19 protein-coding genes and 4 pseudogenes are annotated in these 18,766 nt (G+C 32.5%); 16 read left to right on the plus strand and 7 right to left on the minus strand.

Annotated features, from left to right (window positions below):
- Nucleotides 1-7 precede the first annotated feature (7 nt).
- The 3 genes from DJ93_RS24480 (at nt 8) to DJ93_RS24490 (ending at nt 2,272) form a co-directional block, all read left to right on the plus strand.
- Nucleotides 8-535 carry a GNAT family N-acetyltransferase gene (locus DJ93_RS24480; protein WP_042983685.1) on the plus strand — a complete coding sequence of 176 codons (528 nt, stop codon included), beginning with the start codon at nt 8-10 and terminating at the stop codon, nt 533-535.
- A gap of 50 nt (nt 536-585) precedes the next feature.
- Nucleotides 586-1,524: a GNAT family N-acetyltransferase gene (locus DJ93_RS24485; protein WP_042983686.1), complete on the plus strand. Its 939-nt coding sequence runs from the start codon at nt 586-588 to the stop codon at nt 1,522-1,524.
- A gap of 235 nt (nt 1,525-1,759) precedes the next feature.
- Nucleotides 1,760-2,272, plus strand: a complete 513-nt coding sequence (locus DJ93_RS24490; protein WP_042983687.1) for a GNAT family N-acetyltransferase — start codon at nt 1,760-1,762, stop codon at nt 2,270-2,272.
- A gap of 65 nt (nt 2,273-2,337) precedes the next feature.
- Here the strand turns inward: DJ93_RS24490 and DJ93_RS24495 are convergent, their stop codons facing one another.
- Nucleotides 2,338-3,228: a DMT family transporter gene (locus DJ93_RS24495; RefSeq protein WP_042983688.1), complete on the minus strand. Its 891-nt coding sequence runs from the start codon at nt 3,226-3,228 to the stop codon at nt 2,338-2,340.
- 171 nt (nt 3,229-3,399) lie between these two features.
- Here DJ93_RS24495 and DJ93_RS24500 point away from each other — a divergent pair, with 171 nt between their 5' ends.
- The 8 genes and pseudogenes from DJ93_RS24500 (at nt 3,400) to DJ93_RS24530 (ending at nt 9,733) form a co-directional block, all read left to right on the plus strand.
- Complete coding sequence (locus DJ93_RS24500) at nt 3,400-3,960, plus strand: helix-turn-helix domain-containing protein (RefSeq protein WP_042983689.1); 561 nt, start codon at nt 3,400-3,402, stop codon at nt 3,958-3,960.
- A 415-nt stretch (nt 3,961-4,375) separates the two neighbouring features.
- Nucleotides 4,376-5,281: a DUF2935 domain-containing protein gene (locus DJ93_RS24505; RefSeq protein WP_042983690.1), complete on the plus strand. Its 906-nt coding sequence runs from the start codon at nt 4,376-4,378 to the stop codon at nt 5,279-5,281.
- A 35-nt stretch (nt 5,282-5,316) separates the two neighbouring features.
- Nucleotides 5,317-5,385, plus strand: a pseudogene (locus DJ93_RS34015) (ArsR family transcriptional regulator); the annotation flags it as partial.
- 232 nt (nt 5,386-5,617) lie between these two features.
- On the plus strand, nt 5,618-6,568 hold the full coding sequence (locus DJ93_RS24510; protein ID WP_042983691.1) for a hypothetical protein: 951 nt from the start codon (nt 5,618-5,620) through the stop codon (nt 6,566-6,568).
- 98 nt (nt 6,569-6,666) lie between these two features.
- Entirely contained in the window at nt 6,667-7,008 is a 342-nt protein-coding gene (locus tag DJ93_RS24515; protein WP_042983692.1) for a hypothetical protein, read from the plus strand.
- A 214-nt stretch (nt 7,009-7,222) separates the two neighbouring features.
- Entirely contained in the window at nt 7,223-7,372 is a 150-nt protein-coding gene (locus tag DJ93_RS24520) for an aspartyl-phosphate phosphatase Spo0E family protein (protein ID WP_042983693.1), read from the plus strand.
- Nucleotides 7,373-7,539: 167 nt separating this feature from the next.
- On the plus strand, nt 7,540-8,271 hold the full coding sequence (locus DJ93_RS24525; protein ID WP_042983694.1) for an alpha/beta fold hydrolase: 732 nt from the start codon (nt 7,540-7,542) through the stop codon (nt 8,269-8,271).
- Between the two features lie 61 nt (nt 8,272-8,332).
- Nucleotides 8,333-9,733: a protoporphyrinogen oxidase gene (locus DJ93_RS24530; RefSeq protein ID WP_042983695.1), complete on the plus strand. Its 1,401-nt coding sequence runs from the start codon at nt 8,333-8,335 to the stop codon at nt 9,731-9,733.
- 63 nt (nt 9,734-9,796) lie between these two features.
- Here DJ93_RS24530 and DJ93_RS24535 read toward each other — a convergent pair whose 3' ends face one another.
- Nucleotides 9,797-10,345: a hypothetical protein gene (locus tag DJ93_RS24535; RefSeq protein WP_042983696.1), complete on the minus strand. Its 549-nt coding sequence runs from the start codon at nt 10,343-10,345 to the stop codon at nt 9,797-9,799.
- Nucleotides 10,346-10,516: 171 nt separating this feature from the next.
- A pseudogene (locus tag DJ93_RS32410) lies at nt 10,517-10,812 on the minus strand (transposase); the annotation flags it as partial.
- A gap of 969 nt (nt 10,813-11,781) precedes the next feature.
- On the opposite strand from DJ93_RS32410, the gene DJ93_RS24540 reads away from it, so the two are divergent.
- Entirely contained in the window at nt 11,782-12,951 is a 1,170-nt protein-coding gene (locus DJ93_RS24540) for a serine hydrolase domain-containing protein (RefSeq protein WP_080743599.1), read from the plus strand.
- Nucleotides 12,952-13,111: 160 nt separating this feature from the next.
- On the opposite strand, the pseudogene DJ93_RS24545 reads toward DJ93_RS24540, so the two are convergent.
- Nucleotides 13,112-13,654: pseudogene (locus DJ93_RS24545) on the minus strand (Tn3 family transposase); the annotation flags it as partial.
- Nucleotides 13,655-14,235: 581 nt separating this feature from the next.
- On the opposite strand from DJ93_RS24545, the gene DJ93_RS24550 reads away from it, so the two are divergent.
- On the plus strand, nt 14,236-14,793 hold the full coding sequence (locus DJ93_RS24550) for a GNAT family N-acetyltransferase (protein WP_042983699.1): 558 nt from the start codon (nt 14,236-14,238) through the stop codon (nt 14,791-14,793).
- A gap of 133 nt (nt 14,794-14,926) precedes the next feature.
- On the opposite strand, the gene DJ93_RS24555 is transcribed toward DJ93_RS24550, so the two are convergent.
- Both DJ93_RS24555 and cspD read right to left on the minus strand, forming a co-directional pair.
- Nucleotides 14,927-15,112 carry a cold-shock protein gene (locus DJ93_RS24555; protein WP_000286203.1) on the minus strand — a complete coding sequence of 62 codons (186 nt, stop codon included), beginning with the start codon at nt 15,110-15,112 and terminating at the stop codon, nt 14,927-14,929.
- A gap of 85 nt (nt 15,113-15,197) precedes the next feature.
- A complete protein-coding gene (gene cspD / locus DJ93_RS24560; RefSeq protein ID WP_000176365.1) occupies nt 15,198-15,401 on the minus strand; it encodes a cold-shock protein CspD in 204 nt (67 codons plus the stop codon).
- 467 nt (nt 15,402-15,868) lie between these two features.
- On the opposite strand from cspD, the gene DJ93_RS24565 reads away from it, so the two are divergent.
- Both DJ93_RS24565 and DJ93_RS24570 read left to right on the plus strand, forming a co-directional pair.
- Entirely contained in the window at nt 15,869-16,765 is an 897-nt protein-coding gene (locus tag DJ93_RS24565) for a CPBP family intramembrane glutamic endopeptidase (RefSeq protein WP_042983700.1), read from the plus strand.
- Between the two features lie 16 nt (nt 16,766-16,781).
- On the plus strand, nt 16,782-17,423 hold the full coding sequence (locus tag DJ93_RS24570) for a chloramphenicol acetyltransferase (RefSeq protein WP_042983701.1): 642 nt from the start codon (nt 16,782-16,784) through the stop codon (nt 17,421-17,423).
- A gap of 40 nt (nt 17,424-17,463) precedes the next feature.
- On the opposite strand, the pseudogene DJ93_RS34670 reads toward DJ93_RS24570, so the two are convergent.
- Nucleotides 17,464-17,592: pseudogene (locus DJ93_RS34670) on the minus strand (arginase family protein); the annotation flags it as partial.
- Nucleotides 17,593-17,933: 341 nt separating this feature from the next.
- Here DJ93_RS34670 and DJ93_RS24575 point away from each other — a divergent pair.
- Entirely contained in the window at nt 17,934-18,707 is a 774-nt protein-coding gene (locus DJ93_RS24575) for a Cof-type HAD-IIB family hydrolase (RefSeq protein WP_042983702.1), read from the plus strand.
- The last annotated feature ends 59 nt before the right edge of the window (nt 18,708-18,766 follow it).

The following is an 18,766-nucleotide window of genomic DNA, read 5'->3' on the forward strand; positions in this document are numbered from 1 at the left end:
GGGCACAATGAAAATAGTACCTATACAAAAAGATGAAGTTCTAATTGAAAATATAGTAAAGCTATATTGTATCGTATTTGAAAAAACAAATTTTGATGAAATGCTAGAGCGAATAAAAAGACATATGGGATATACGGATTTTAAAGGAGTAGTAGCAATAAATGATGGTAATGAAGTTATTGGTTTTGCATATGGGTATCGTTCTGTAAAAGGGCAGTACTACAATCAATTAATGAGTGAAGCACTGAACTTAGAGCAAGTAAATCAGTGGTTACAAGATTGTTTTGAATTTGTAGAGTTAGCAGTCCATCCTGAACATCGAAATAAGGGGCTTGGTACTACATTACATAATCATTTATTAGAGGGAATTCGAAATAAGACGAGTGTATTAACGACACAAATAAACAATGGAAAAGCCCGCTCGTTATATGGAAATCTAGAATGGATGAATGTAATGGAACCGTTTCATCCGAGTAAAGATGATGTGCCTTATGTCATAATGGGAAAAGCTTTAAAGGCTAGAATACACGAATAAATATTTCGTTCATATGATGATAAGGTTATAAAAATAAAGGGGAAAACGGAATGTCAACGATAACGATTGAAAAAGCTACAATTTTAGATGCTGAAAAACTAACAGAAATAATGAGAAGGACATTCGATGAAGAAACAAAACGCTGGCTATCGGATCAAGAGAATATAATTGACTATAATATTCAACCACCAGGATATTCTTCGATTGAAATGACTGCATATATGATTGAAGAACTAGAGTATTTTAAAGTTGTAATGGGTGAAGAAACTGTTGGTGGCATTATAGTAACAATTTCTGGTACGTCGTACGGTAGAATAGATCGTATTTTTGTAGATCCTGCATACCAAGGAAAAGGAATTGGTTCACAAGTTATAAGCTTAATAGAAGGGGAATTCCAAAACGTAAGGACTTGGGATCTTGAGACATCTAGTAGACAAATTAACAATCATTATTTTTATAAAAAAATGGGCTATGAAACAATCTTTGAAACGGAAGAGGAATATTGTTATGTCAAACGAATAGTGACGACTTCAAACAAAGACAACTTAGTTGAAAATAAAGATATGAACAGTGGACAATATGAAAGTTGTAATATGGAAAATACAGAGTACTATCAAGTGAATTTAAAAGGGGGTTCATTTAGTAATAGTAATTTGATGGATAGTCATATTAGTAATTGTAATTTTAGTCATTCAAAGTTTCGGAATATAAATTTAAAGAACTCTCTATATGCAGATTTGAATTTATCTAACAGTAAGTTTAAATTAGTGACATTTGGTGGAGTTCATTTCACAGATATAAACCTTGGAGAGGAAAAGGAGCCTATTTCTTTTGAAAGGTGCGATCTTGAAGGGAGTAAAATAAATAATAGTAATCTTAAAAATGTCGAAATACAAAATAGTGATATAACTGGTATGAAAATAAATAATATCCCAGTAGCAGAACTTCTGGAGTTGTATGATCGGGTAAATAATAATGTGAAAAGTTAATATAAAAACGCTTGGAGTAATCTAAGCGTTTTTGTATTGTATGTTTATTGGGGGGGAGGGAACAGTGACAACAAAAGGAACAGTAACGATTTTACCTTTTTAAAATAATGAGCAAGAGTTGCTGAAAATGTTGTTATAAGAAATTAATTATGTAGAAATAACACAGGAAAATAAGTGTAAGAAGGATTTTTACATACAACATTGGAATCTTTATAAGTAGAAAGGAGGAATAGGGATGGAAATGAAAGTGAGAGCAGTAGAAATTAAAGATGCTAGAGCTATTCATCGTATATGTACACAAGATGAAGTTTTACCATATATGGTTTTCTTACCGAGTATGCGTGTGGATGCGATGGAGAATAGAATTCGAAATTTAGCGCCGAATCAATTTGAATTTGTTGCAGAAAATGATGGGGAAGTTGTTGGATTTGTCGGTTTAAGTCAAAGTCCAGGACGTAGATCTCACTCGGGAGATTTATTCATTGGAGTAGATAGCGAATATCATAATAAAGGAATTGGAAAAGCATTACTTACAAAAATGCTTGATCTTGCTGATAATTGGTTAATGCTAGAGCGAGTAGAACTTGGTGTACTAGAAACAAATCCTGGAGCGAAAGCATTATATGAAAAGTTAGGATTTGTAGAAGAGGGCGTAAAGATAGGGAATTTGAAGACTCATGGGAAGTTTATTAATGAAATCATGATGAGTCGTTTTAGACCAAATGGTTTGATCTTACATAATCAATAGAAGTTTCAATTTTAGTATGAAAAAAGCATGACGAACTTATGTCATGCTTTTTATGATTGTAGACATTATTGATTACGACTCGGTAGCTTTGGTTGTAATAAGAATAAGGTTAAGCCAATAAAAATAAGTAAAATTCCTGCTCCTTGTTGTAAGGAAATCGTTTCATTCAAAATGAAATACGCTAATACACATGTTCCAATCGTTTCTCCTAATATACTCATTGAAATAACTGTAGTACTCATCCATTTTAATAACCAATTGAAAATTGTTTGTCCTAAAATTGTTGCAATGAATGCTAAACCGATAAAGGACCACCATGTTTGTACAGAGTAACTGAAGAAAGATGACTGCTGAGTGTAAGCAAATATACCGAGAACGAACGAACTACTGCCATAACTAATTACCGAATATGGTATAAGAGATAAATCTTTGCGAATGTGTTGACTAATGAAAAAATAAGCTGTAATGACTCCGGCTGCAATAAAAGCTAAAATATCCCCAAATAAAGCTTCGCCACTAATTTGGAAATCTTGCCATCCAATAACGATACTTCCCGAAATTGCAATGAGGCAACCTATAATTGCTCCTTTAGTAAACCTTTCTTTAAATAAAAAATAGCCACCAATCATTGAAAATAAAGGTTGCAATGTAACGATAACTGTAGAACTTGCTACAGAAGTATATTGTAATGATTCAAACCATAGTACATAATGTGTTGCTAGAAAAAGTCCGGATAATAGTCCGAATCCCCATTGTTTTTTTGCTAGTGAGTGTAATTCGTTTCGATTATTCTTATTGAATATTAGAAATGGTAAAAGCATTATCGTTGCAAAAAATAGTCGGTAAAATGCGGTGATTGTCGCAGGGGTATCCGCTAATTTTACAAAGATTGCTGAAGTTGATAAGGCGAATACACCGAAAAATAAGATGAAATATGAAAGAATAGGTGATTTCAAAGTTTGTCCCTCCGATAGATTGTTTATAATAATGAACCATATATAATATAATGTACAAAGGTAAGTATATAAGCCTTGGATGAGATAAGGAAGGATTAATTGCTTATGTTTCGTATGTCAGCACAAAAGGGATAAAACATACATTATGATGGATGAAAGGAAGTTTTTACTATGATTCATTATCGGCTGGGTCAAACTGTATTAAGTTACCGTAAGAAAAATAATATGACAATTCGTGAGTTTGCTGATTATGCAGGAATTAGTACTTCACTTATTAGTCAAATTGAAAGAGGGCATGCGAATCCTTCTTTGAATGTATTGGAATTAATTGCGAAAGCATTAAATGTACCGTTATTTACACTTTTTATTAACGATATTGATACAGATGCGCTCATTTCTAGAAAAAAAGATCGTAAGAAAGTGTATCGTGAAAATAACGATCATATCGTTTATGACGTATTAACTCCAGATTTTATGAAAGCTCGTATCGAATTGTTAATGATGGATTTAAATGGACATGCAAATACGACAGAAAGTCACTATTCTCGCGAAGATAAAGAAGAGATTGCTGTTGTCATGAAAGGACAAACATATGTTGAATTAGAAGGGAAAGAGTATTTCTTAGAGGAAGGAGATGTTGTACGTATTCCACCGAATGTGAAACATCGCTTTTTGAACAAAAGTGATGAAACGAATCATATTTTATTTGTGTTAACTCCGTCGTTAGTTTAAATAGAATATGTGTTATAGAAGGATGGAATACATGTAATCTTATTTTAGCATGAAAATTACATGTAATATTTTAGGTTAGGATGGATAAATAACGTTAGGCATCTTCTTGATATTGAAAGCATATTAGTTTATAGAATTTATTTTTATGTCTAAGGGGAATGGACAGAATGAATAGGATAGGAAAAGGTGATTTTCTTTCTGGTTTTGTACCAAATCACCTTGCGCTTGGTAACGAATAGGCTTAATGTACAAACAAATCGTGTGTTGTTAAGAAAAAGTCTAACTTTCTATTCTATAGTTGTTTTTTTGCTGTATACCTAAAAAACCTTGAGAAAATGAGTATAGTTTTTTAATACTTGACCGATTTCTATATACGTAGTGTAGTAGTACATTCAAGGAATAAGGAGTGATTTTAATGTCCACAGAACAACCTATTCCTGGTCATTTTACTATGGATCCACAACGAGCGATGCTTCTACCTCCAGAGTTGAAAGCAGCTCCTCCTGAATCATTAACAGAACAACTATTTATTGAAAGATCTTTAACTGAAAATAAATTTTGGTTAAGAATTATGAAGGAACACGCATTGTTTCTAAGCGAAGGGTTTAATCGAAATGATAAAAATTTAATTCAACAAGTAGAACAGTTTTTTAATCTGTTTGATCAGCATTTACAAAAAGCATTTTCTATTCCGCAAACTGTTCAAGCGGTTAGGAAATTAAATGAGGAGAGTATTCAGCTAGTCTATGCTTTCCGTAATTACAAAAGAAATCTATTAATTTTAATTATTAATTGTAAGGTAAAAGGATTTAATTTTCCGTTATTAGTAGATCATGTTGCACGAGAAGCTGAATATTTTATGAGGACCCTTCAAAAATTTAATGAGGGGAAAATGGATCCGATTCAAGATGCAATCATTAGTGAGAATGTATTTTGGTTACGAATCATGATGGAACATTCTCGTTTTATTGCTTCTTTACTTGATCAATCAGAAAGGAACTTAGTTCATACAGCTTTAAAATTCGGTGATGATTTTGAGGTTCTTCTCAATCAAGCAAGGGATGTTGAATCGATGTTATATAAGAAGGAACCGACATATCCAATCATTGGGAAAATGAATAAGGATAGTGAAAATGCTACTGTGGAGTTAAGAAATTTCAAAAAAGCAGGATTAGAACTTATTCAAACGTGTCAAATTCGAAATGTAATTAATCCATTACTAGCAGATCATGTTACAAGAGAAGCGGAACATTTCCTCTTTATGATTCATGTATTGGAGCAAAGGTTAAAGCAGAAACAGATGGAACAATCTGTACAGTGATGAAAGGTATAACGGCATAATTTTTAGATTCATTAGGAATGAATAAATCCAATTGGTCTTATCACTTGAAAATATTAGTGGAAGCTGATTTAATACATGGATGATTTAAATTTATTGCGTTAAAGGAGGATACGTTTCAAGAGTTTTTACCTGGCTTTTTGGCAACTTTGTAAGATGTCGAGAAGTCTTTTTTATTTGTAGAAATGTTGTTTTGCCAAGCTCCTGCATTTAAAAATACATAGTTGCCATATACATTTTTAAATTGGAAAATGAAGATGAAGGAATGTTCTTCGTGTTAAGATGAATAAAAATTATTTAAAAGAGGGCTATAGATAGATGCAACATATAAATATTTTAAAAGGTGGACTTTCCATTATTTCTCAATGTAAAAAAGAAACGGAAGATATTTGGCATGCCCACTTCGGAGCGGCTGCAATAGCGAGTTATTTTTTTACGAAAGGCAATAATCTAGATGAAAATACGGTTCTTAGTATTCATTCCCAAACGAAGATGATGCTGAATAAGCACATGTTAGGTGAAACAAAAGATATTATACACGGAATTGATTTTCAGAAGGCTGAAGAAATTATAATTACTTCTTTAGAAAAAACAATTGATGAACTTCATTGGGTTGGACATAATGTCATTTACGCTTCTTTAAGTTTGCTAGCAATTTATGAGCTTCGTAATTGGGGCACAAAACAGGATATTGAAGATATAGCGGATTTAATTTTATCCTTTGAAAAAGCAATTCCAGGAAGATCATGGATCGGCTTTTCAACTAGAGAAGTCAAGCAGCTCGATATGAGTGATAATGAAATGGTGACTTTTATTAAAACTCCAGAACAATTATCTAAATTTATTTTAGAAGAGTTATCACGATTTCATGTTATTTATAGGGCAGAAGCACATCATGATTTAATCGGTCATATGCTTACGTTTTCTCATGCAGTAAATATTTTATATGATTTAGGGCATGTTAATTTATTTAAGCGCAGTTTAACACCTCTATTAAAATTAGTTCATGTTCTAAAAGACAGTCAAAATTTTATAATATGTGATACGCTTAAATTAAGTTCACCTGTGGATCGGTTACCATTAATAAAAGCACAAAGAGCTAAGGTTCTTCCTATAGAAAATGCATTTTGGTTGAAAAATCATAGTGAGTTGAATTGGGATTTTGGCCATCAGTTTAAATTTTCATATAGTTATTTCGATCATGTAAAGAGAGCTCCTGAATATAAAGATGAAACACTCGAAAAGTTTCGGGATATTATTAATTATTAAGCGAATTCAATTGTAAATAAAAAGTAAATGTAGCATATTTATAAAAGATATAAGCCTTTGTAGAATGTTAATACATTTTATGTGAGAGGGTGCAGTATATGTTCATTTCTGTTACTAGAATGCGTTTAAAAGGATATCGAATGTTACCAATTTTCTTTTTGTATACAACGAGAGCGACTTTGCAATCAAATAAAGCGAAAGGACTCATACATTCTTCGTTTGAAAAAGAAGGTTGGCATACATTTTGGACATTAACAGTTTGGGATGATAAAGATTGTATGAAGGAGTATCGCAATAATGGGAATCACTTAAAAGCAATGAAAATAGCAAGAAAAATAGCAAGTGAATTAGAGTTTACAAATTGGGAGAACAATGAAGTTCCTAAATGGAATGAATGTAAAACAATTTTACATGAAAAATATGGTAGAAATATAAATTGAATTATTACTTGTATGTAAAAGATGCATACGTTACCTTTTCGAAAAGAGGCTTAGAAATTATTATTATAAGTCTTTTTTGGGATTAAATTAAGAATTAATATATATGAATGTTCTTGAATATGTAAGATTTACATAAACATGACACTTTTACTTATTATGTAAGTGGGATATACTAAGGTACATACCTTTTAAAATTGGAGCGAATACATACGACATGGAGCTGAGAAATTTAGAAGAAGTCATTGAAGCGAAAAAAGAAGAACTATTACAGTTAGTCTTAAATTATGGATTTCAACATGAAAAAGTCCTTGAATTAAGCCGAGAAATTGACAAATTAATTAATTGGTTTATGTTTTCTAAATAGAGAGCTTTCATATTGTATAAAATATGATTGTTCTCTTTTCTCATATGTAAGTGGAGATTGTACAGTAATAATTTCATTTGAATATATATTTATAAGTCCTTTATTATATAAGTTTTGAGATTAATAGATTGAAAATTCTATTACACATACATTCAGGAGAAGAAAGGATGATATTACATACACATATTTCAGGTGATGGGGAGCCGATTGTACTTATACACTCAGTCGGAATGACAGGCTTAGTAGAATTCGAAGAACAGGTAAAATTTTTGCAAGGAAAAAATTATAAAATAGTTCGACCTGACTTGAGAGGGCATGGGGAATCAGGAGGTGCAGTGGATCATTATTTTCTTCATTGTGCAGATGATATAAAAGAGACGCTAGAACACTTGCAAATTAATAGATGTCATATAGCGGGTGTTTCATTAGGGGGGATAGCTGCTTTATTGTTTGCAAAAAAATATCCAGATAAAGTGAGAACATTAACTTTTTCAGGTATTTTTCCGATTAAACGAGAAAATTGGGAGGAATCTCAAGAGGAAGAAGCTAAGCAGCATAAACAATTGTTTAAAAACGAAGAATTTGTAACTTATATGAACCAAATCTATGTGAATAGTGATTGGAAAGGATTACTTGAATCGTGGCAGGTGAAGGATTGGTACCCATTTTATGAAACGAGTAATGTTTCGAATCTGCAGGTACCTACGCTATGTATTGTTGGAGGAGGTTCAGAGGATGAGGTTTCGGCCGCTATATCCTTCAAACAATTGAACGCTGACATACATATAGCGGTTATTCCTTTTGCACATCATTTAGTACATAACGATCAACCGGAAATGTATTCGCATATATTGTCTAATTTCTTACAGAATGTGCAAGCAACTAGTCGAGAAAGCTAATTATTGGGTATAATGATAAAGGACTTATTAATTGAACGTATCGGTTAGGAGCGCAGTATATATGAAAACAGTTGTTGTCGTAGGTGGAGGTATTACAGGACTTTCTACTATGTATTATTTAGAAAAATTAAAGAAGGATTATAACATGGATTTAAATTTAATCCTTGTCGAAAAAAAGGAGTATTTAGGCGGGAAAATTCACAGTGTGAAAGAAAATGATTTTATTATGGAATCAGGCGCAGATTCAATCGTTGCTCGAAATGAACATGTTATGCCGTTTATAAAAGAATTAAATTTAGAAGAGGAAATAGTGTATAACGAAACGGGTATTTCTTATATTTACTCAAATAATACGCTACATCCAATTCCTACTGATACTGTATTTGGAATACCTACAAGTGTAGAGTCGTTGTTTAACAGTACGTTAGTTTCAACGAAAGGGAAAATTATTGCATTAAAAGATTTTATAACAAAAAACAAAGAGTTTACGAAAGATACATCACTTGCTGTATTTTTAGAAAGCTTTTTAGGGAAAGAGTTAGTTGAAAAGCAAATTTCTCCAGTTCTTTCAGGTGTATATTCTGGTAAGTTAAATGAACTTACAATGGCATCAACATTACCATATTTACTCGAATACAAAAATAAGTATGGCAGTATTATTAAAGGATTTGAAGTGAATAAAAAACAATTTCAAGTAGCTGGAAATAAAAAGTTTTTATCATTTAAAAGTGGTCTCTCTACAATTATTGATCGCATAGAAGAGCTATTGACTGATACGGTAATTAAAAAAGGAGTTATAACGACGGGGATAAGCAAAGAGAATGATAAATATGAAATTTCTTTTGCGAATCATAAGACGATAAAAGCTGATTACGTTATTTTAGCTGCTCCACATGATATTGCACAAACGTTATTACATTCGAATGAGTTAAATAATGATTTTAACAAGTTTAAAAACTCTTCACTTATTAGTGTTTACTTAGGATTTGAAATTTCTGATCAGCAACTACCAACAGATGGTACAGGATTTATCGTTTCGGAAAATAGTGATCTGCATTGTGATGCTTGTACATGGACGAGCAGGAAGTGGAAGCATACATCAAGTAAACGGAATTTATTGGTGAGAATGTTTTATAAAAGTTCAAATCCAGTTTATGAAACAATTAAACATTATAGTGAAGGAGAATTAGTTCGCGTTGCATTATATGATATTGAGAAGAGCCTTGGAATTAAAGGTGATCCTGAAGTGATCGAAGTGACAAACTGGAATGATTTAATGCCAAATTATCATTTAGAACATAATAAAGCTGTTCAATCATTACAAAATCAATTATCAGTTATGTACCCAAATGTATATGTAGCTGGTGCGTCCTATTATGGTGTAGGAATTGGTGCTTGTATAGGGAACGGAAAACATACAGCAAATGAGATAATCTCTACATTAAATAATCAAAATAAATAATAAGCTGAAATGCATATGTAAAGAAAATCCTCTTCCAATATAAAGGAAGGGGATTTTTTATAATTACTTAACCTCAATAGAAACTTTTCCGCGTTCGGAATCATTTTCTTTAATTGTTAATGTTACTTTTCCGGTTTCTTTAAATTCAAAGGGTGAGAATCGATAAATTTCTTTTATATTTTGTTTTTTCTTTAATTTATTTGTAGAGAGTAAAGAAATATTAGGTTTCCATGTGTCTTGTTCTCCAGAAGGATAATCTATGAGAATCTGGGGTTCTTTCAAATTTAGTTGTTTCCAAGAAACAACATATAGTTCAGTTTTTTTATTTTTCTTTATTAACTCTTCTGAGAAATACCCGTATTTACCGATATTACCGAAAATAGTATATTGTTTATTTTGTAGTGTAATATCTAAAAAACTAGGTTGGTAAGTTGTTGCATGGTAAATACCGTAGGAGAGAGAGAATGCAGAAGCAATTAATATTCCAATTACAAACTTTTTAAAACCATTTCCTTTAAAGCTAGTCATCATGAATGAGTTCGGTGCAAACTTCTTTGCGAATAAAAAGATAAGCAAAATGAGTAAGAGAGAAGAACCAATGAAAATATACATGATCTTTATACACCTCCGCTTAATGTATATAAGTATAGGCTGTGAATAATAAATTATTTTGTTGTATTTTAACATAAATGTATGAATTAGAGTTGTTTTTTGAGAGTGATATTGAAGATGGAACGAATATGTAAATGATTGGATGCCAAGTTCCCACATAAGACGGCGAACACGCTTATGATTCATTACGATTCCTTCCCGTGTAGATTTGGATTGCGCTTTTTTAAGTATTCTACCTGTGCCTTCAAATAAGCGTTCTCTTCTTCTAGACTATTAAAATGCTTTCGATTCCATACACTACGTTGATCATCGAAGGATTGTCCTTTTTGCGTTCGTTTTACCCAATTTATAATTTAGGTATCACTCTTTATACCAAGTAATTCACGAATTTCTTGTAACGACTTTCCTTCTTCTAATCGAAGACGAACGGCTTCTTGTTTTAATTCTTCTGTATATGTTTGAAAGGATTATCCTTTTTTGGGCCATAAAAAATCCCCTCCAGATAAAACAGTAAAGAGTCCATCATACCACAGATGGACTCTTTGTTTCCTGTCTACCTAAAGGGGATAATACCACAATCGGCTCTCTTGTCATATTTACGTAATATTAATATATTGAAGAATTTGATAAATACCAAATTTGAATCTTGTTAAGAAAGAGATACAGTATTCATTACAAACTTTCAAATCAATGTATCTTTAAGGCTGGAAAAGCCCCTCTGAAAAAGAAACTTTTGGGGCATACCAGTTTATTTTTTCATTTTGAGGGCGTTTATTTTTCTTAAGCTGATGGATAGGGAGTACCCCCTAGGTTATTAAATACATTTCGACTTAGAAACAAGTGATTTTAACAACGTTAGGAGTGTTTCATGCAGCACAATGTCATTTGTGTTGTATCGTAAGAAGAAAGAAAAGAGCAGGAATTCACCCTGTTAAGAGTAAACCGAATCTTTAATATTTAAAGGACGAAAAAAAGAAACATAGAAGTGAAAAACCTCTGTGTTTCTTTTTGATTCATATATTTATTGGAAAATACTTTGAACTTTCGGGCACAGATGCTCCTTCTACCCTATTATAGAAGCTATTTTGAACGTAAGGAATTTGTAAGGAATAGGCAAGGGAAAAGAGATTTTCATTGTGTATGATAAAAATATAAAGAGGCGTGAGGGGTGGAACAGATATGACTTATATATGAAAAACAAACCAGTAACAAGAGTGTTTCAAGAAAAAGAAGTAATTTCTGGGGTTAACATACATGTGGAAAAAGAGGGATTTACCGTTTGTTAGGACAGAATGACGTTTGTAAAAATAATAATTATGCAGATGATTACGAATTCAATGTTGACCTTTTGTCATTGGTGGAGATGATAGCTGTGTGGTTAGTATGAAACAGCAAGCAACCACCTATACAATATGAATAGAGGAGAGGAATGCCTTATGAAAACACGTAGTCAAATTACATTTGCAAGTCTGGCCCTTTTAATAGCTGGAAGTTCCCTGTTATACACAACACCAACCTCAATTGTAACAGCAGAGCCCACTCAAAATGTATCTAGTTCGTCACACACAAGCACTCAACGAGATCGTAATTCCGTCAAGCAAGCAATGCGGGATACATTGCATCTTGGATTCCTGGGGATACTTGCTAAAATTTCTAAAGATAGAAAAACGTGGGGTTATGCCGCTGGGATAGCGGATCTGAGAACCAAGCAACCAATGAAAACAGATTTTCGCTTTCGCATTGGCAGCGTGACGAAGACATTCACCGCAACGGTTGTACTTCAATTAGCTGGAGAGAACCGCTTGAATCTAGACGACTCCATCGAAAAATGGTTGCCTGGTGTCATTCAAGGAAACGGATATGATGATAACCAGATTACTATCCGGCAGATATTGAACCATACAAGTGGTATCGCTGAATACTCAAGGTCAAAAGACTTTGATCTTATGGATACAAAAAAATCGTATACGGCTGAAGAATTAGTAAAGATGGGGATTTCTCTGCCCCCAGACTTTGCCCCAGGAAAGGGCTGGTCTTATTCAAATACAGGATACGTATTACTGGGTATCCTTATTGAAAAAGTAACCGGAAACAGCTATGCGGAAGAGATTGAAAATAGGATTGTTGAACCACTTGAATTGTCGAATACATTCCTACCTGGCAATTCAAGCGTTATTCCAGGCACCCAGCATGCCCGTGGATATTTCCAACCAGACGGAGCAAGTGAGCTAAAAGACGTTACTTATTATAACCCAAGTATGGGTAGATCGGCTGGAGAGATGATTTCTACTGCTGACGATTTAAACAAATTCTTCTCTTACTTACTCAGTGGCAAATTACTGAAGGAACAGCAACTAAAACAAATGCTTACTACAGTTCCTACAGAAATAGCTGAATTAGGAGAATATGGTCTTGGAATCTTTGAAACTAAGCTTCCAAACGGTGTCTCGATATGGGGACACGGAGGTAGCATTCCAGGGTTTCTTACTTTTGCTGGAGGTACACTTGGAGGCAAGCATACGTTGGCCGTCAATTTGAACAGCATGGGTAAAGCTAACAGTCCGGACCCTTTTAAAAATATTTTACTTGCTGAATTTAGCAAGTAGGCAAAAAGGAAAACTGGATAAATTTTGTCATAGTTTTTATAGTTGAAAATATACCTTTCTGGTTCAAAAACCCCCAACTTACTCTAAAAAATAAATTTGGGGGTTTTTGGGATTTTTGTGGTAACCCAATGTTATTAAGCTAATAAAACAAAATCCTCCCTAAAATGAAAATTGATTTCTCAATTTTTCCTATTTCTCTTAGTACCTTGGCTACTTTATTTTGACGGGTATAAGACCCTAATTTCCCCATAATCAATGCACCTGATACTTTACCTTCTCGGATAGAATGAGCTAGCCGTAAAACATCATCATAATTATCGCAAATTAACTTCATGTTAATTTGTCCCCGTACCCCGTATAAGGATTCTATATTTGAGAATTCTTTAGGTAATCCAATCGTATATAATTTAGAAGTGGCTAAATCGCGTAACCGAGGCGCAAAGCGAAAACCTAAAAAATGAGCCAATCCAAAGGCTTGATCTGTATAGCCCGCTGTATCTGTGTAATGCTCTTCAATAACCAAATCAGATTCATGATGTAATAATTCATCGATAACATGTACAGCATCTCTAGCATTTGTATTAATTACCTTTGTGTAAAAAGAAGAAAATTGATCGCTTACGAATCGATAAATGGTCGCTCCTTTTCCTGTTCCATAGTGTGGATTGAAGCTAGCGCTGAGAGAAGATACCCCAATTCTTACGTAAATAATTATAACGACTTTCTAATAAATCAAGATAATCATAATTCATAGGACGAGATAACTTTTTTGCTTCCTCTACAGAGGCTACAAATGTATCCCAAGGTATCACCGTTTCTAATAGTAAAAATGGATCTAAGTTTTCTTGTCTAACTTTTTTTGTTGTGAAGAAGTCAAAGCGGATTAATGGCTGAAGAGATTGATTATTTTATTCCCTAACAATAAGGATAAGATAATATCTATTCCGTATGGTAAATAAACACCATAGATCATGAAAGTGTTATTTTTTTGTGATAATGCAAAAAAGATTCCGTACAGTAAGTAAAAGGTAACGATCATACCTTGTGTGAATTCGAAGTAATAAATGAACTTCGGTAATTCAAAATGAAATTTAAATTTTGTAATATAAGATGTAATCAAAAAGAAGGGAGGTAAGAAAGCTACAAGTATGGAATAGATAAAGGAAACGAAGATGATAAAGAGATGGAGTTCATAAATGCCTGACTAGTTGAATTTTAAGGAGCTTTCTAGATAAAGGTAGATTTTCTGATATAATAAATCAATAGAGAGAAAGGAGGGATTCGATGGAATTTCCAGTTTTCGAAACAGAGCGTTTACGTTTAGTTGAATTGGAGCAATCTTATTGTCAAAAAATATATGAAATCTTTTCGCTTGATGAAGTAACACGTTTTTATGGTATGAAATCTTTTACGGAGTTTGGTCAAGCTTCACGAATGATCGAATCTTTTTCAAAAAATTATTTTGAGAAACGTGCAATACGTTGGGGAATTGTTTTGAAAGAAACAAATACTTTAATAGGAACAATTGGATTAAACAATTTACAACTATGGAGTAAACGATCTGAGATTGGATATGATTTACATCCTTCCTATTGGGGAAAGGGTTATGCCTCAGAAGCAGCTCGAGAAATTATTACTTATAGCTTTCAAGAGTTAGGTTTATTTAGAATTGGAGCAATTACATATCCTGAGAACATAACTTCTTGTAAAATGTTATCTAAAATAGGGTTTCAAAAAGAAGGACTACTACGTGGGTATATTCAACAAGGCGAAAAAAACCATGATGCGTATATATATTCTATCTTACAAACAGATTGGATAGAGGATTGTAAAAAGAATTAAAAGATATTATAAAAGCACGCGGAATTTACATGAATCATGTAAATTGACGCGTGCTTTTACTATTGTAAATTACACTATGATAGTAAAAATAAAGAACCCCTCTTATCAAAAGATAAGAGGGATAATGTAAATGTTAACCTAATTTAGGTAATAAACGTTCTCCGCTTTTCATGCTACTTTTACATAAAGGACATTTAGGCTCTTCTTCAAATGAAAAGTTCTTTCTCATCCAACCTAAACAATCCTCTGATTCACATTCCCAAACAGGGGTTTGTTCTGGTGGTACTTCTGCTACATCGTTTTTTCGATTGCGATACATGTAACCACTCCTTTTATGTAAAATTTTAAATTATATATTAAAAAGGTTGTTAACCGTGCTGGTAACAACCTTTTTATTGCTTAAATTATAGCTTTACAACGTTTTTAGCTTGAGGTCCACGGTTACCGTCTTCCACTTCGAAGCTAACTTCTTGACCTTCGTCAAGAGATTTGAAGCCGTCGCCAGTGATAGCTGAGAAGTGAACGAATACGTCGTTACCGTCTGCAACTTCGATGAAACCGAAACCTTTTTCGCTGTTAAACCATTTAACTTTACCTGTTAATGTCATTGTAGTGCCTCCTAAAAATAAGAAAAATAATTTATAATATGATCCGTCTTATTTGAACGAAAATAAAAATTCACATATTATCAAAAATCCATGAGGAGTATAAATTGTTCCTAATTGATACTTGATAATATGCAAAGTAATGCTAATGTCAAATTGACCTTAATTCCTATCTTACAACAAATGGTGGGAAATAGCAAGTGTTGGAAGGTTTAAGGGATAAATAGGGTGATTTATACTCAAAAACAGTATTACCAAAAATTTTATTTTATAAAAGACACAAAATAATTCCTTTTTATTTATATATTATTCCTAAATTGAAATTATGCATAAAAATTTTTAGATGAACAATTATATGTATTTGTGAAATCATATTTTTATAAGTGTATAGGAAGGCTAAAAACTATTGAATGTGGAAAAGTATGGATGTTGGTTAAAATAATAAGTGAATCATATTAGGAGGGAAAACATTGGAGGACAATCATTTCAAAATAATTGAATATGCAAAGGAAGGCCGGAAGAAAGTACACCCGATTTTAGCTGTAATATTAGCTATTGTATTTTTAACTCTTGGTGAACTATTTATGTTATTTATGTTGTTTTTACCGAAAGCTGAAACGTCATTTATTAAGGCTATCTATAGTAATATTGAAATGGTATTAACATTTGGAGGCGTTATATTTTTTGTGTTTCTATGGATTCGGTTTGTAGAAAAAAGATCATTTTCATCAATTGGTTTCTGGAAGGAACAATTTGTAGGGAGATATTTGAGAGGTGCATTAACGGGATTTATATTTATTTCAATACCCATAATATTACTGCTTGTAACAGGTGTTGTGCAACTACAAATGCAACAAATTACAGCTACAGTTGTACTTGGGATTTTATGTTCGTTAATTGCATTTTTAATACAAGGTGCAACAGAAGAAATTGTTGTGAGAGGTTGGCTATTTCCAGTTATTTCGGTTAGAAGTCGTGTATGGATTGGTGTAATAGTTACTTCCTTTTTATTTGGATTTCTTCATTTATTAAATCCAGGTATTACAATGTTATCTATATCTAATATAATATTAGTTGGTATATTTGCTGCTTTTTACGTATTAAAGGAGAATAACCTTTGGGGAATATGTGCTTGGCATTCTATTTGGAACTGGGCACAATACAATGTATACGGTTTTGCTGTTAGTGGGATGACAATCCATTCTACACCACTCTTTAAATCTGTAACAAATGGGCCGGAAATGTTACATGGAGGAGCATTTGGAATTGAGGGTAGTATCATTACGACAATTATGCTTTCTGTAGCATCGATCGTATTATGGAGACAAGTGTGGAGGAGAAAAAGCAAACAAAAAAATATTAGTTAATGAAAGAGGGAGAAACATGGGGATTAGATCATTAGAGGGAGCAAGCGCAGTTGGTAAAACATCAACATGCCGTGAATTAGAAAAAAATCATGGTGCTTTTGTTATATCTGAAGTGAATTTTTTATTTGAAAGGCCAAAAAATGAGCATAAAACATGGTATTTTGAAAAACAAGTTGAACGCTGGAACATGGCGGTTCAACAATCCGAAAAATACGACATAGTTATACTGGACGGCGATATATTTCAACCGCTTAGTTATAATTGGTGCTTTCACTTTGAAATATTTAATCAACCTTTGTCTTTTATAGAAGAGTTTTATAAAGAAAGTATGTTGAAACGAGAGATTGGCTTTCCAGATCAATATTTTTATTTGTACACGACAGACGAGGAGTTAAGAAAACGAAAAGACTTTGATCATACGAGAAAAAGAAGAAACTTTGAGAAACATATACATATTGCTAGACCATTTCAACAGTATTATCAAAATTTAAATAACTTGGCAGAAGGGTATTGTAAGTTAATAGAGGCTAAGAATGTGAGAACGAATGAAATGGAAATAATGGATAGTTTACAAGAGAGAAAAACGGGTATGGCACAGAGGTATAATATCGTAAAATTAGAAGCAATTACAAATTGGTTAAAAGAAAATCAAGCATGATGTAAGAAGGAGTGCCTTTGTAAGAGGGCACTCTTTTTTTGCAATATAGATTTGAATGTTCTAAATGGCTAAAATCAATATTTTCATGTGAATAAGAATGGAATTTATTTTGTAATCCATATGTTTCGTTGAAATGAAGGAAAGTTAAACCGGTATGAAATAAACTCATATTTATGCATCTCCTTTATATATAAACCTAGCACATATTTTAAATAACTTAAAAATGAAATGTTCTATTAAATGGAGGTAATACACTCATGTACATTTTTGTTCTGGTGTGTATGGAATAAAATCGCAATCTTTTTACAGAATAATCTTGCAATATTAAGTGTAAAAGAAATACAATATAAGGAAATATATGAAGGGATTTGTTGACTGATGTTGTAGAGGGGGAATGCATCAAGATAGGGAATGAAAATATTATTAATAAATGGATCAATACATTAATTTTAATAGTTTACCTTGTAGGGATTTTTTAGCACGAAAAATTGAAGGAAGGTAAAAGTATATATGAATAAAGTTATTATTTCGGATTTGGATGGAACATTGTTAAGGAGTGACAAAACAGTCTCAGATTATTCTATTAATATTTTAAAAAGGTGCAAAGAGGCAGGGAATCGGCTTATGTTCGCTACTGCAAGACCTCCAAGAGCTGTAAAACAGTATATTCCTTCAGAATTAAAGAATGATATTATTATTTGTTATAATGGTGCTCTTGTACTTAAGGATAATGACGTTTTGTATAGCATGGAGATCTCTAAAAAAACAATTTTAGAGGTTATAGATATAGCAAAAAAGTATAATCTCAATCATATTTGTATTGAAATAAATGATAAACTGTACTCGAATTTTGATGTTGCTGCGTATTTCGGCAAAGTACCGTGTGAAATTTTAGAGTTAAGAGAACTGGATTTTACAGTGGCTTTTAAGGTTATTATTTGTGCTCAGGAATCCATAAATCCAGAGCTACTTAAAAAATTACCTAAAGAGTGTAAAGGTGTAATCACAGATGGTGGAACATTATGTCAGATTATGCATTCGGAGGTTTCGAAATGGAATAGTATTCAATTTGTTCTTAAACATCTTAACTGTGAAATATCGGATGTAATCGCATTTGGAGATGATTATAACGATTTGGAAATGATAGAGCACTGTGGTACGGGTGTCGCAATGGATAATGCTGTTGAGGAATTAAAGACAGTTGCTAGTTTTGTAACCAAAAGTAATGATGAAGACGGAGTTGTAACATTTTTACAAAAAGAGGTTTTAGAAATTAAAATATAACTAATTGAATCAATTAGTAAATTAGTTCACGAAATAATTAGGGGGAAATTGAAAGATAG

Source organism: Bacillus clarus (assembly GCF_000746925.1).
GTDB lineage: Bacteria > Bacillota > Bacilli > Bacillales > Bacillaceae_G > Bacillus_A > Bacillus_A clarus.

Coding starts and splice junctions, on each gene's coding strand:
- DJ93_RS24480 (WP_042983685.1), top strand. CDS start 8: ATGAAAATAGTACCTATACAAAAAGATGAAGTTCTAATTGAAAATATA.
- DJ93_RS24485 (WP_042983686.1), top strand. CDS start 586: ATGTCAACGATAACGATTGAAAAAGCTACAATTTTAGATGCTGAAAAA.
- DJ93_RS24490 (WP_042983687.1), top strand. CDS start 1,760: ATGGAAATGAAAGTGAGAGCAGTAGAAATTAAAGATGCTAGAGCTATT.
- DJ93_RS24500 (WP_042983689.1), top strand. CDS start 3,400: ATGATTCATTATCGGCTGGGTCAAACTGTATTAAGTTACCGTAAGAAA.
- DJ93_RS24505 (WP_042983690.1), top strand. CDS start 4,376: ATGTCCACAGAACAACCTATTCCTGGTCATTTTACTATGGATCCACAA.
- DJ93_RS24510 (WP_042983691.1), top strand. CDS start 5,618: ATGCAACATATAAATATTTTAAAAGGTGGACTTTCCATTATTTCTCAA.
- DJ93_RS24515 (WP_042983692.1), top strand. CDS start 6,667: ATGTTCATTTCTGTTACTAGAATGCGTTTAAAAGGATATCGAATGTTA.
- DJ93_RS24520 (WP_042983693.1), top strand. CDS start 7,223: ATGGAGCTGAGAAATTTAGAAGAAGTCATTGAAGCGAAAAAAGAAGAA.
- DJ93_RS24525 (WP_042983694.1), top strand. CDS start 7,540: ATGATATTACATACACATATTTCAGGTGATGGGGAGCCGATTGTACTT.
- DJ93_RS24530 (WP_042983695.1), top strand. CDS start 8,333: ATGAAAACAGTTGTTGTCGTAGGTGGAGGTATTACAGGACTTTCTACT.
- DJ93_RS24535 (WP_042983696.1), bottom strand. CDS start 10,345: ATGTATATTTTCATTGGTTCTTCTCTCTTACTCATTTTGCTTATCTTT.
- DJ93_RS24540 (WP_080743599.1), top strand. CDS start 11,782: ATGAAAACACGTAGTCAAATTACATTTGCAAGTCTGGCCCTTTTAATA.
- DJ93_RS24550 (WP_042983699.1), top strand. CDS start 14,236: ATGGAATTTCCAGTTTTCGAAACAGAGCGTTTACGTTTAGTTGAATTG.
- DJ93_RS24555 (WP_000286203.1), bottom strand. CDS start 15,112: ATGTATCGCAATCGAAAAAACGATGTAGCAGAAGTACCACCAGAACAA.
- cspD (WP_000176365.1), bottom strand. CDS start 15,401: ATGACATTAACAGGTAAAGTTAAATGGTTTAACAGCGAAAAAGGTTTC.
- DJ93_RS24570 (WP_042983701.1), top strand. CDS start 16,782: ATGGGGATTAGATCATTAGAGGGAGCAAGCGCAGTTGGTAAAACATCA.
- DJ93_RS24575 (WP_042983702.1), top strand. CDS start 17,934: ATGAATAAAGTTATTATTTCGGATTTGGATGGAACATTGTTAAGGAGT.